We start from the raw sequence: 11870 nt of genomic DNA, 5'->3' as shown, positions 1-11870 counted from the left end.
CAGGGGACGGGAACGGGTAGGGGCGGCGGGGGCGAAGAAAACCCCCGCTCAACCCACCCGCACAACCAACGCCGTGGCCACCGCCATCAGCCCTTCCCCCCGCCCGGGAAACCCGAGCCCATCCGTCGTGGCCCCGGACACGGACACCGCCGCCCCCACCGCCTCCGACAGAATCTTCTGCGCCTCGTCGCGGCGCTTGCCGATCTTGGGGCGAGGGCCGACGACCTGGACGGCCACGTTGCCGATGGTGAAACCGGCGGCACGGACGATCCGGGCGGCCTCGGTCAGGAGCGTGACCCCGGACGCACCGGCCCACTCGGGCCGCCCCGTACCGAAGTGCTGCCCAAGATCCCCCATCCCGGCCGCGGAGAAGAGCGCGTTGCAGGCGGCATGCGCGACGACGTCGGCGTCGGAGTGCCCGGCGAGCCCAGGCCCCTCCCCTTCCCACTTGAGACCCGCACACCACAGCTCCCGCCCCTCTTCGAAGGCGTGGATATCGGTCCCGATCCCGACCTGCGGCAGCAGCAACGGCGGCGGCCCAGCCTCAGCCCCAGCCTCAGAAGCCATCGTTCAGCCTCCTACGCGCCAGAACCGCCTCTGCCAGGACAAGGTCCAGCGGACGCGTCACCTTGAACGCCTCCTCGTGCCCCGGCACGACCACCACCCGAAGCCCGAGCTGCTCGACCATGCTCGCGTCATCGGTGACGTTGTCGGTGACGGTCTCGTGAGCGCGTACGAGAGTTTCGCGATCGAAGCCCTGCGGAGTCTGGACGGCCCGCAGCAGCGCCCGCTCCGGCGTCGCGACAACAGGCTCGGGCTCCCCGGGCACACCCGCGGGCTCGACCTGCTTGACCGTGTCCGCGAGGGGGAGGGCGGGCACGACGGCGGGGGCCCCGTCCCGCACAGCCTCGATAACGGCGTCGACCGTATCGACGGGCACCAGCGGCCGAGCCGCATCGTGCACCAGCACGATGTCTATACCGGGCGGCAGCGCATCGAGCCCGAGCCGCACGGACTCCTGCCTGCTGTCACCTCCCGGTACGACAAGGAAGTCGGTCCGCTCGGGCAGCGCGTGCGAGTCGAGAAGCACCTTGACCTCGGCGGCGCCGTCCGGCGGAGCCACCACGACGACAAGGGAGACGGCACGGGACGCGGCCATGGCCCGCACCGCGTGGATGAGCATGGGGGTGCCATTCAGCGCGCGAAGCGCTTTGGGGGCGCCCGGACCGAGGCGTACACCCCGGCCGGCGGCCGGAATCACGGCCGCCGTACGAGCCCCCGAAGGCGAAGGGCGCGAATCGTCAGACATCGGTTCCTGTCAGGTTTGTGTACTCGGCCGACATGGGTATGGCCACAGCGTGCCGGGCGCGACGCCTTGACCGGACCCTTCCGTGACATCTGGTCGAGCCAGCTGCCCGGGCCCGGCACGCCAGGTATCGGGTCCGTACATCAGTATCGGACCCGTGAATCATCAGGGCTGAATCATCAGGGCCTGCGACTGCACGGTATCCGGATACGAACATGCCGCAGCGCCCGGCGACAATGGTTACGTCATCGGGCACCGCGGCATTTCATTGGGCATCACGCCGAACCGCTCGTTTCGCTCCTGGTCAGGAAAGCGATCGGAGCGTGACGGGCGTCAGGACGCGAGGACTTCGTCGAGCAGTGCCTCGGCCTTGTCCTCGTTCGTGTTCTCCGCGAGGGCGAGCTCGCTCACCAGGATCTGGCGGGCCTTGGCGAGCATGCGCTTCTCGCCGGCGGAGAGTCCACGCTCGCGCTCACGACGCCACAGGTCACGGACTACTTCCGCAACCTTGATGACATCGCCGGAGGCGAGCTTCTCGAGATTTGCCTTGTAACGACGCGACCAGTTCGTGGGCTCCTCGGCATACGGCGCGCGCAGTACCTCGAAGACCCGGTCCAGCCCGTCCTGACCGACCACATCACGCACGCCGACGAACTCCGCATTGTCCGCTGGCACACGCACCGTCAGGTCGCCCTGGGCGACCTTCAGCACCAAGTAGGTCTTGTCCACGCCTTTGATCTGGCGAGTTTCGATGGCCTCGATCAGCGCGGCCCCGTGATGGGGATAGACCACGGTGTCGCCAACCTTGAACGTCATGTGACAGGTACCCCTTCCGTGGCTATCCAGGGTAACACGGAAACCGCGTGTTCTGAATGGCGTTTTCGCAGGTCAGGGCATATCTCGGGGCTTGACAATCCCGACAGGAACGTGCTTCGGAGGGGTAGCGGAGGACGGTATTCGCAGGTCGGAGCGGCTCTCCGCGCGAGGTGAAACGCGCACGTTACAACACCTTGGAGCCGCTCCCACGTGGCCGAACGTCCGGATTTGTCGGGTTCCGAGAGTCCGTCTTGCGCTACTCCGTTCGGTGGCCGGAGTCGGGTACGAGACGAATCCGGAATTGATCACGGAGGCCGAAGATCAACCGAAGATCAGCCGAAGGCCGACCAGAACGCCGACCAGAACAACGAGCGGAGATCTCCCGGTGATCAACCGAAGATCGATTTCCTGGACCGCCATGCATTCCTTACGTGAAATCCGCAAGCCGCCGTCCGGGGGCTTACTGAGGCTTCTTATGTGAATGGCGAACCAGTGTGCTGCCAATGCGGCCACGCAGTGCGCTCGCGCGGCGAGTGACACAGGAGGCACCGGCAGGGCGGAAGGTGTCCGCGGTCCGCTAGAGGCGGGTCGGGTGCGGTGGCGTGGGAACGGCTCGGTAACCTAAGGCCGCTGACAGACCTTAGGGCGGCTTTATACAGGAGCCGCCCTGCTTCGCCCACGTTCAAGGAGTTGCCGCCGCCGTGAGCAGCAGCCTTCGACGCGGCGCCCTCGCCGCCGCCGCCATCGCGTTCTCGATCGCCTCGCTCGCCGCGTGCGGTGCCGGCAGTAAGGCCCAGACTCTGGAGATCAAGCCGGACAACGCCGCCACCAGCGTCGGCGACATCAAGATCCAGAACGCCGTGGTCATCACCCAGCCCGAGCCGGAGTCGACGGGCCCGGCCGCGGTTTCCGCGACTCTGTTCAACAGCGGCCGCACCGCCCAGACGCTGGACTCGATCAAGGTCGAAGGCATCGACAGGCCCGCCACGCTCAAGCCCGCGAAGGGCTCGGGGCCGCTGACCGTCCCGGCCGGCGGTTCGGTGATCCTCGGCGGCAAGGGCAACGCCTCCGCCGTACTGGAGAGCAGCCGCGAGGCCTTCAAGGACGGGGACGCGCAGCCGGTCACCTTCACCTTCAGCAAGACCGGTGACGTGAAGCTGGAGGCCTTCGTCGTGCCGGCCGAGGGCCACTTCTCCCAGTGGGGCCCGACCGAGGTCCCGAAGACGCCGACGGCCGAGCCCGGGGCCTCCGAGTCGCCCTCGGGTTCACCGACCGGGTCCGAGTCCCCGGCGGGCGAGACCGGCGAGGCGGGCTCCGGGGACACGGACGCGGCGTCGTCGAGCGCGACCGCCTCGACCTCGGCTTCGCAAGAGGCCGCGGGTCACTGACCTGCACAGGCCACTGACGTACATCAGGGTCAGTGACATACACGGGTCGTGGACAACACGACCACGGGTCATGGACAACACGACGAAGGGCGGGGCCCCTGGAGGGGTCCCGCCCTTCGTCGTACTCACGTGGTCCGGTACATGGTCCGGTTTTCGGTTTACGGCTCGAACTTGTACCCCAGGCCGCGGACCGTCACCAGATAGCGCGGCGCACCGGGGTCCGGCTCGATCTTCGCCCGGAGGCGCTTCACGTGGACGTCCAGTGTCTTGGTGTCGCCGACGTAGTCGGCGCCCCACACCCGGTCGATGAGCTGCATACGCGTCAGGACGCGGCCCGCGTTGCGGAGCAGCATCTCCAGGAGGTCGAACTCCTTGAGGGGGAGGTCGACCTTGGAGCCGGAGACGGTGACCACGTGGCGGTCGACGTCCATCCGGACCGGGCCGGCCTCCAGAGCGGCCGGGGTGACCTCCTCCGGCTCGCCGCGGCGGCGCAGGACGGCCCGGATGCGGGCGACCAGCTCGCGCGACGAGAAGGGCTTGGTCACATAGTCGTCGGCTCCTATTTCCAGGCCGACGACCTTGTCGATCTCGCTGTCCTTGGCGGTGACCATGATCACCGGGACATTGGATCGGCTGCGCAGCTGGCGGCACACCTCGGTGCCGGGCAGTCCGGGCAGCATCAGGTCGAGGAGGACGAGGTCGGCGCCATTGCGCTCGAACTCGTCGAGTCCATCGGGCCCGGTGGTCGCGATCGCGACCTCGAAGCCCTCCTTGCGGAGCATGTAGGACAGAGCGTCGCTGAAGGACTCCTCGTCCTCGACGACGAGCACTCGGGTCACGGAAGGACCTCCGGGGCAGAAAAGGGTTCGTACGGGGATGAGACGGTGGTCGTCCCGTCGGTCTGACCGGCCTCGTCGTCTTCGTCGAGGCCGGGCGTCTGGCCGGGCTTCTGGTCGGTCGCGCGGTCACGGGCCGCGCCCGCCTCCGGCAGCCGCAGTGTGAAGGTGGAGCCCTGACCCTCGGAGCTCCACACCGTGACCTCCCCGCCGTGCGAGGCGGCCACGTGCTTGACGATCGCGAGCCCGAGTCCCGTACCGCCTGTGGCACGGGAACGGGCCGGGTCGACGCGGTAGAAGCGCTCGAAGATGCGCTCCTTGTCCTTGTCGGAGATGCCGATGCCCTGGTCGGTCACGGCGATCTCGATGAGGTCTCCGCCGGGCGCCGTCACCCGGCGCGCGGCTATGCCCACCCGGGTGCGGGCGGGCGAGTAGTTGACGGCGTTCTCGACAAGGTTGCCCAGGGCGGCGGCCAGCTGACCCCGATTGCCCCAGATACTCAGGGCGGCGGTGCCGCCCGCCCGTCTCCCGCCACCCTGCTCGAGATCTTCGGGCGCCCTCATGTTCGAAGCCATGGTGATCTGCTTCGTGCCGGCCTGGTGGCGGCAGCGGTCGATCGCCTCGGCGACCAGTTCGTCGACGCGGACGGGCTCGGCGTCCTCGAGGGGGTCGTCGTTCTGGACCCGGGAGAGGTCGATGAGCTCCTGGACGAGGCTGGTGAGGCGGGTGGCCTCGATCTGCATCCGCCCGGCGAAGCGCTCCACCGCCTCCGGGTCCTCGGAGGCGTCCATGACGGCCTCGGAGAGGAGGGAGAGGGCGCCGACGGGGGTCTTGAGCTCATGGCTGACGTTGGCGACGAAGTCGCGTCGTACGGCCTCGATCCGGCGGGCCTCGGTGAGGTCCTCGACGAGGAGCAGTACGAGCCGGGAGCCGAGGGGCGCCACGCGGGCGGACACGGCGAGCGCGTCGCCGCCGCGGCCGGTGCCTCGGCGGGGCAGGTCCAGCTCGACCTGCCGTATCTCCCCGTCCCTGCGTGTGTCGCGGGCCATCTGGAGCATCGGCTCCACGGCCAGTTTTCCGCCTCGGACGAGACCGAGGGCATACGCTGCCGAGCTGGCCTTGACCACGGCGTCGGCCTCGTCGAGTACGACGGCGGAGGACCGGAGCACGGACAGGACCGTGTCCACGCCCGGCGGAAGCACCGGGTCCGTGTGCAGGGAGGTGCGGGTGGGGCGTTTCTGTTCCCGCTCGCTCCAGCGGAACGCCAGCATGGCGATGACACCGGTGAGCACACCGGCGATCGCTGCCGCTGCGGCGACCGCCGCGTTCACGTCCATGGCTCCAGGTTAGGCACGCTGTACCCCCCGGTCACAGCCGTCCGAGGGTCGACTCGAACACTCGTCGCCCAGAGTTCACCCTGGAGACGATGCCGGTTCACTTCATACGGGCGGAACGGGCGGGCCTCCCACCAGGGAGAAGAGGTGGTGTCGCCCAGAGTTCACCTGGGGGCCAGTGATGGTTCATTTGCGGGGGCGGAAACCGTCGCGTTCAGGCCGGATCGTGGGACTGTGGGGTTCACGAGCCCCCTTTTGAACCCCCGAATGCAGACGTAGAGAGGGACATCCTGATGCGGGACGCGTACCACGAGGAACTTGACTCGATCGGCGAGGGCCTGGTCGAGATGGCCCGCCTTGTCGGGTCGGCGGTCGGTCGCGCCACGACGGCGATCCTCGACTCCGACCTGAAGCTGGCGGAAAGCGTGATCGCGGGCGACCAGAGGGTCGACGATCTCCAGCACGAGCTCGAGGCACGGGCGATAGCCCTGCTGGCCCGGCAGCAGCCCGTGGCCACCGACCTGCGGATCGTCGTCACCTCGCTCCGTATGTCCGCCGACCTGGAGCGCTCCGGCGACCTCGCCCAGCACGTGGCGAAGCTCGCGCGGCTCCGTTTCCCGGAGCGCGCGATCCCGCAGGACCTGCACGCCACGATCCTGGAGATGGGCCAGCTCGCGCAGCGCCTGATGGCCAAGGCCGCGGAGGTCATCATCACGAAGGATGTCGACCTCGCGCTGCAGCTGGAGCAGGACGACGACGCGATGGACCTGCTTCACCGCACGCTCTTCCAGCACCTGCTGGACGACCGGTGGAAGCACGGCATCGAGACGGCGGTGGATGTGACGCTGCTCGGCCGTTACTACGAGCGGTTCGCGGACCACGCTGTGTCCGTGGCGAACCGGGTGGTGTACCTGGTCACCGGTGAGCATGCGGATGAGATTCAGGCTGCGCCCGCGGTTGAAGGGGCGTAACTCTTCGCTTCCGGCGGTCTCGCCTCCGGCGGTTGGGTGGGGCGCATCGAATCCCCGTAGGGGCGTACGAGCCTCTGTGCGCCGTTGATGCGCCTGACCGGGTGGGAATGCAATGGGTGTAGGCACAAGCCTTCGAGGAGGGACCCATGGCCGAATCCCCCACCACGCCCGACCCGACGCAGGAGCGCGAGACCCAGCAGCCCGTCGAGATCAAAAGCCTGCCGCTCTTCGGCGCCTGCGGTTGCGGCTCGGGCTGCGGATGCGGGTGCCAGTCCGGCAATCCTTGCCAGTGCGGCTGACCAGGTACGACGTACGACCGCGAAAGGGCCCCACTTCAGGTGCGGGGCCCCTTCGTGTTCGTAGCGGACTTCGCGTCCGTACTGGACTCCGTGTTTCCGTACTGGACTCCGTGTTCATGTCGGACGTCGTCGGAGGGGTCGGCTCGGCAGCGGTTCGTGCCGGCCGCACCCGTAGAGATGCCGAATCTCCTTTGAGCCATGGCCTGATGTGACAGGGTGGCTGGACAGCCGTCGGGCTGGGACACCGGTGGGGGTGGCGAGCATGGCAGAGCTCGGCAAGGGCGGGAACACGGCGGTGGGGACCGGGCGTATCACCGCCGAACTGCATGCGGTGGGTGACCCGGTCGACCTCAGCGCGCTGCTGGTCGGCGCGGACGGCAACGTCAGGTCCGACGACGACATGGTCTTCTACAACCAGCCCTCCGCCGAGTCCGGCGCGGTCCGCCACCTCGCCGCCGACGCCACCGGCCCCGAGCGCATCGAGATGGATCCGTCCGCGCTGCCCGCCGACGTCGACCGGGTGATCCTGGTCGGCAGTTGCGACCCCGATGACGTGTCCCGCACCTTCCGCGAGGTGAAGGACGTAATGGTCCGTGCGGCCCAGGACGGTGCCGATCCGGTTCTCTTCCGCCCGCCGCCGCTCACGGACGGCGAACGCGCCGTGCTCCTGCTGGAGTTGTACCGCCGGGGGCCTGCGTGGAAGCTCCGGGCCATTGGGCAGGGGTACGCGGAGGGTCTGGCGGGGCTGGCAGCGGACTTCGGGGTACGGGTGGACGAGCCGGAGGAGGCTGAAGCGGTCGGGCCGTCCGCTGCGGACGGGGGCGGATCGCCGTACGGCACCGCTGCGACCGCGTCGGTACCCACGCCCGCAGCCGCGTTCACGCCTGCGCCCGCACCCGCACCACCCCCGCCCGCGGCACCGATGAGCCTGGTGAAACCGCCCCTCGGCACCATCAGTCTCGACAAGGGCAGCCAGGTCTCGCTCAGTCTGGACAAGAAGGACCGCGAGCTGGTGGTCACGGCGTCCCTGGAGTGGGACGGCGGCAGCGAGCAGCGCCGGAAGAAGGGCGCGGACCTCGACCTGTACGCGTTGTTCGTACCGGCGTCGAAGGCTCTGCACGGGGGCGCGAAGATACCGGGCACGCTGGTGAAGGCGGGCCATGTTCCGCAGGGCCGGCCGCTACGGCCAGGGGGTGCGACGGACCCGGCTCAGGCCACCGGCGGCACCGGCGGTACTGGAGGCACGGCCAAGAAGGGGAAGGGCGGCGGGGACGTCGTCTACTACAAGCATCTCGGCTCGCTGAAGAACCAGCCCTTCATCCTTCTCGACGGCGACGCCCGCGTCCCGGGCTGCGAGTCGGTCCGTATCGTCCGCCCCGACGAGCAGGGTTACGTCCTGCTGTGCGCGTACTCCGCGGTCAGCAACGGCTTCGGGTCCTTCCGCAGTTTCGGTGCGAAGGTCGTCGTCACGGACGGCCGCGGCTCCACTGTCACGGTCCCTCTCTTCGAGAACACCAAGACCCGCTACTGGGTCGCCATCGCCCTCGTCGACTTCACCGCCCCCGACGGAGCGGCCATCCAGCACATCGAGGCGTACAGCGCCCGTATGACGGAACGCCGCCCGGTCCTGCACGCGGACGGCACCATCGAGATGAACGGCGGCCCGGTGGAGTTCAAGAGGCCCTGACCCGGCAGGCCTGAGCCGTCGTCAGACGCACTGACCGTCAGACGCACTGGCCGTCAGAGGTACCGGCCGTCAGAGGTACTGGCCATCAGAGGTACTGGCCGTCGTCGACGCCCTTCACCAGCTCCGGCCACACCTTCACCGCCACGACGTTGGCGAAGTTGACCAGGGCGAATCCGTTGTCGGAGTCATCCGGGCCGATCAGCTTGAATCGCAATGTATGCCCCTGTTCGAGCGCGTCGTTCAGCGTGGTGACAGCCGATTCCAGCGTTTCGAAGTCGCTGCTCTTGACGGCCAGCGCTTCCCCATTGACCGGCTGGAACCAGATGTGCAACTCCGGGTTCTGCGGCATACGGTCGCTCCTCCACTCGATGGCGCAAGGCCACGATGCGCGCTCCGTTCACCGGGCACAAGCACGTGTCTGTGCGGCGTGTCCGGCGACGGCCGGGCTCGGTTGCTCCCCGCCCTGTCGACTCCCCTCAGAGCTCCGGCCGTGCCTTCTCCGCTGGTTCAGGTAGTTCGATGCCGAAGTCGGAGTCCAGCACCCGCCGCGCCTCCGCCGGATCGGTCAGCTCCCGCTCCTCACTCGTACCGTCGGCCCGCGTGGTCACCAGGACGCGTCCGGTGAGGGCGAGATGGGTGTCGGGCGTGGTGCGCTGGGCGTAGAGGGTGTGCTGGAAGGGGGAACGGGGGTTGGTCGCCACGTGCCAGTTGATGACCTCGTAGTCAGCGGGCTCGTACGGCTCCCGGGTGAAGGCGTACTGGTCGGACCATGCGCCGTCCTGGAAGGTCTGCAGCACCCACAGGTCCTCCAGACCGTGATGCGGCTCGCGGACCAGGCGGTGCGTACGGCCGCCGTCGTGGACCTCGGTGTCGGCGGTCAGCGGGATGGCGTCGAGCAGGCCGCCGATGCTTCCGAAGCCGACATCGGCGAGGTACTGCTGTGAGTCGCCCGGCACTTTCACCAGGAGAAGCATGTGCGTGCGCGGGCGGATGGCGCCCCGTGCGCCGACGCGGACGCGCGCGGTGAGACGGGTGACGGCGAAGCCGAGCGTTTCGAGGACGGCGGCGAAGAGGGTGTTGTGCTCGTAGCAGTAACCGCCGCGGCGGCTGTGGACCAGCTTGGCCTGGAGGTCGGCCAGTTCGAGGGAGGGCGCGGAGCCGAGCACGGCCTGGGCGTTCTCGAACGGGATGCCCTGGACATGGGCCCGGTGCACCGACCGCAGCGTCTCCACACTTGCCTCACGCCGCCCTGACCAGCCGATACGTGCCAGATACGCATCGAGGTCGAGCCGCGGTGACTCGCCGGAGGAGTGGACGGGGGTGGGGGTGGGGGTCGGGGTGCCGTCGGTCGCGGCTGCGGTCGTGTACGCCATGCTCTGACCGTATGCGCAGACAACGGCACCCGCGTCGGACCGGGAGACCGGCCCGTCTGGGCCCAAGGGCCTAGTTCGCGGCGCCGCCCAAGGGCTGTGCCGTATCTGCCAGCCGACCGACAGACGACCCTGTGGCGCCCGACCGGTCCCAAGGACAACCATTGTCAGGGCGCACGGCGCCCTGTTCTCCGACTGCTCGGCCCCAGGGCTCAGCCGGTGAATTCGTTGACGCCGAGGGCGAAGTCCCAGTGGCCAACCCCGTTGCCGGCGAGGCCCACCGTGACCAAGCCCATTCCTTCCAGCCAGTGCGCCATTTTCAGGCCGCCGACGTCCAGCGGGCGCAGCCCGAGGCTCTCGATGAATGCCGCCACGCCCGCCTTGGCCTGCGCATTGTCGCCAGCGATGAAGACGTTGGGCCGGCCCTTCTCCAGGACATTGCGGAAGATGGTGTTGAACGCCTTCACCACGCTGGCGCCGGCCGGGGCCACCTTGGCGACTTCCTGCGCGATCGAGGTCTCCTCGCTGTGGGCCAGTCCGTCGAACGTGGCGTTGAAGGGGTTGCTGATGTCGACGATGACCTTGCCCGCGAGGGCGTCTCCGTACTCGGCGACGACCGGAACGACACCGTCGTACAACAGGGCCGTGATGACGATGTCCCCGGCCGGGACGGCGCCCCACTTGCCCGTCGCCGCGCCGCCGCCCAGAGCCTTGGCCAGGTCATCGGCCTTGGACTGATCGCGTCCCATGACCTCGACGGTGTTGCCGCCCGCCACCGCGAGCGTGCCGATGGTACGGGCCATGTTCCCCGTACCGATGAGGGTGATGCTGCTCATGAGGTGTGCTCTCTTCCTGTTCTCGAGGTTGTTGTGGGGTGTGCCCGCGGCATTCCTGGTGTGTGGTTCAGATGGCGGTGGTGCCGCCGTCGGTGACCAGTTCCAGGCCGTTGACGTAGCTGGAGTCGTCGGAGGCGAGGAACAGGGCGACGGTGGCGATTTCTTCGGGGCGGCCCATCTTTCCGCGGGGGATGAGGGACTCGAATGCGGCCTTGGTCGCCTCGTCGAACAGTTCTTCCTGTTTGGCGGTGGCGACCTGGCCGGGGGTCAGGACGTTGACCCGGATCTTGCGGTCGCGCAGTTCGTTGAGCCAGACGCGGGCCCAGGCCTGCTGGGCGGCTTTGCTTCCCGCGTAGAGGCTCCAGCCGGGGAAGGCGCCGAGGGAGGCGTTGGATCCGGTCATGAAGATCGAGCCGTTGTCGTTGATCAGCGGCAGTGCCTTCTGCACGGTGAACAGGGTGCCGCGCGCGTTGAGCGAGAAGGCGCGGTGGAACTGTTCCTCGGTGATCTCGCCGAGGACGGCGGGTTCGCCCATCCCGGCACTGGCCCACAGCACGTCGATCGAGCCCTTTTCCCGCTTGACGGTGTCGTACAAGCGGTCCAGGTCGTCCAGTTCGGCCGCGTCACCCTGGACGGCGGTGACGTTGCGGCCGATCAGCTTGACGGCGTCGTCCAATGCTTCCTGCCGCCGGGCCTGGATGAAGACGTGCGCTCCTTCCTCGACGAACAGTTTGGCGCCGGCCAGTGCCATGCCGGTGGATCCGCCGGTGATCACCGCTACCTTGCCATCGAGCTTTCCCACGATCACTCCGTTGAATTGATGGGTATCCAAAACAGTGTGCTCATTCTGGGCCTGGGCCCTGCTATCAAGTTCCGATGTCGAATTCTTGTGCCGAATTCGCTTCGGCCCCAATAGGTACCTATTCAGGCTCGCATTTTCCTGAGTGGGTGTCCAAGACTTCTTTTAGCCGTGGTGATACCCTGAAGGCATCACCGGACCGGGAGATGCCATGGATCTGGACCTGCG

Annotated in this window: 13 protein-coding genes; 4 read left to right on the top strand and 9 right to left on the bottom strand. The window is 68.2% G+C overall.

Going from position 1 to position 11870, the window contains the following annotated elements:
• Nucleotides 1–48 precede the first annotated feature (48 nt).
• From ispF to GAS53_RS53120, 3 genes are all read right to left on the bottom strand, one after another.
• Entirely contained in the window at nt 49–567 is a 519-nt protein-coding gene (gene ispF / locus GAS53_RS53135) for a 2-C-methyl-D-erythritol 2,4-cyclodiphosphate synthase (protein ID WP_151485018.1), read from the bottom strand.
• Nucleotides 557–1309, bottom strand: coding sequence for a 2-C-methyl-D-erythritol 4-phosphate cytidylyltransferase (gene ispD, locus GAS53_RS53130; RefSeq protein WP_151485017.1), 753 nt, complete (start codon nt 1307–1309; stop codon nt 557–559). The genes ispF and ispD overlap by 11 nt, the downstream gene beginning before the upstream one ends.
• A gap of 330 nt (nt 1310–1639) precedes the next feature.
• The gene (locus tag GAS53_RS53120) at nt 1640–2122 is read right to left on the bottom strand and encodes a CarD family transcriptional regulator (RefSeq protein WP_003953493.1); all 483 of its coding nucleotides are present in this window, start codon (nt 2120–2122) and stop codon (nt 1640–1642) included.
• A gap of 701 nt (nt 2123–2823) precedes the next feature.
• Between GAS53_RS53120 and GAS53_RS53110 the strand changes: the two genes are divergently transcribed.
• Nucleotides 2824–3510, top strand: a complete 687-nt coding sequence (locus GAS53_RS53110; RefSeq protein ID WP_151485016.1) for a copper chaperone PCu(A)C — start codon at nt 2824–2826, stop codon at nt 3508–3510.
• A gap of 158 nt (nt 3511–3668) precedes the next feature.
• On the opposite strand, the gene GAS53_RS53105 is transcribed toward GAS53_RS53110, so the two are convergent.
• Together GAS53_RS53105 and GAS53_RS53100 are read right to left on the bottom strand one after the other, a co-directional pair.
• On the bottom strand, nt 3669–4349 hold the full coding sequence (locus GAS53_RS53105; RefSeq protein ID WP_033322296.1) for a response regulator transcription factor: 681 nt from the start codon (nt 4347–4349) through the stop codon (nt 3669–3671).
• Nucleotides 4346–5683 carry a sensor histidine kinase gene (locus GAS53_RS53100; RefSeq protein ID WP_151485015.1) on the bottom strand — a complete coding sequence of 446 codons (1338 nt, stop codon included), beginning with the start codon at nt 5681–5683 and terminating at the stop codon, nt 4346–4348. The genes GAS53_RS53105 and GAS53_RS53100 overlap by 4 nt, the downstream gene beginning before the upstream one ends.
• Before the next feature lie 290 nt (nt 5684–5973).
• On the opposite strand from GAS53_RS53100, the gene phoU reads away from it, so the two are divergent.
• The 3 genes from phoU to GAS53_RS53090 all read left to right on the top strand — a co-directional run bounded on the left by phoU (nt 5974) and on the right by GAS53_RS53090 (nt 8637).
• Nucleotides 5974–6651, top strand: coding sequence for a phosphate signaling complex protein PhoU (phoU, locus tag GAS53_RS53095; RefSeq protein ID WP_151485014.1), 678 nt, complete (start codon nt 5974–5976; stop codon nt 6649–6651).
• Nucleotides 6652–6797: 146 nt separating this feature from the next.
• Nucleotides 6798–6950 carry a hypothetical protein gene (locus GAS53_RS55860; protein ID WP_192583706.1) on the top strand — a complete coding sequence of 51 codons (153 nt, stop codon included), beginning with the start codon at nt 6798–6800 and terminating at the stop codon, nt 6948–6950.
• 262 nt (nt 6951–7212) lie between these two features.
• Nucleotides 7213–8637 (top strand): TerD family protein, encoded by a 1425-nt coding sequence (locus tag GAS53_RS53090; RefSeq protein ID WP_151485013.1) that lies wholly within the window; start codon nt 7213–7215, stop codon nt 8635–8637.
• 85 nt (nt 8638–8722) lie between these two features.
• Here the strand turns inward: GAS53_RS53090 and GAS53_RS53085 are convergent, their stop codons facing one another.
• From GAS53_RS53085 to GAS53_RS53070, 4 genes are all read right to left on the bottom strand, one after another.
• Nucleotides 8723–8986 carry a hypothetical protein gene (locus tag GAS53_RS53085; protein ID WP_151485012.1) on the bottom strand — a complete coding sequence of 88 codons (264 nt, stop codon included), beginning with the start codon at nt 8984–8986 and terminating at the stop codon, nt 8723–8725.
• A 127-nt stretch (nt 8987–9113) separates the two neighbouring features.
• The gene (locus GAS53_RS53080; RefSeq protein ID WP_151485011.1) at nt 9114–10010 is read right to left on the bottom strand and encodes an arylamine N-acetyltransferase family protein; all 897 of its coding nucleotides are present in this window, start codon (nt 10008–10010) and stop codon (nt 9114–9116) included.
• Nucleotides 10011–10219: 209 nt separating this feature from the next.
• The gene (locus tag GAS53_RS53075; protein ID WP_151485010.1) at nt 10220–10843 is read right to left on the bottom strand and encodes an NADPH-dependent F420 reductase; all 624 of its coding nucleotides are present in this window, start codon (nt 10841–10843) and stop codon (nt 10220–10222) included.
• Nucleotides 10844–10910: 67 nt separating this feature from the next.
• Nucleotides 10911–11645 (bottom strand): SDR family NAD(P)-dependent oxidoreductase, encoded by a 735-nt coding sequence (locus GAS53_RS53070; RefSeq protein WP_151485009.1) that lies wholly within the window; start codon nt 11643–11645, stop codon nt 10911–10913.
• Nucleotides 11646–11870 lie beyond the last annotated feature (225 nt).

Origin of the sequence: Streptomyces albicerus (assembly GCF_008905045.1) — a bacterium.
Taxonomy (GTDB): domain Bacteria; phylum Actinomycetota; class Actinomycetes; order Streptomycetales; family Streptomycetaceae; genus Streptomyces; species Streptomyces albicerus.
Note: the sequence above shows the minus strand (reverse complement) of the source record. Positions and strands in the feature narration are given on the sequence as shown.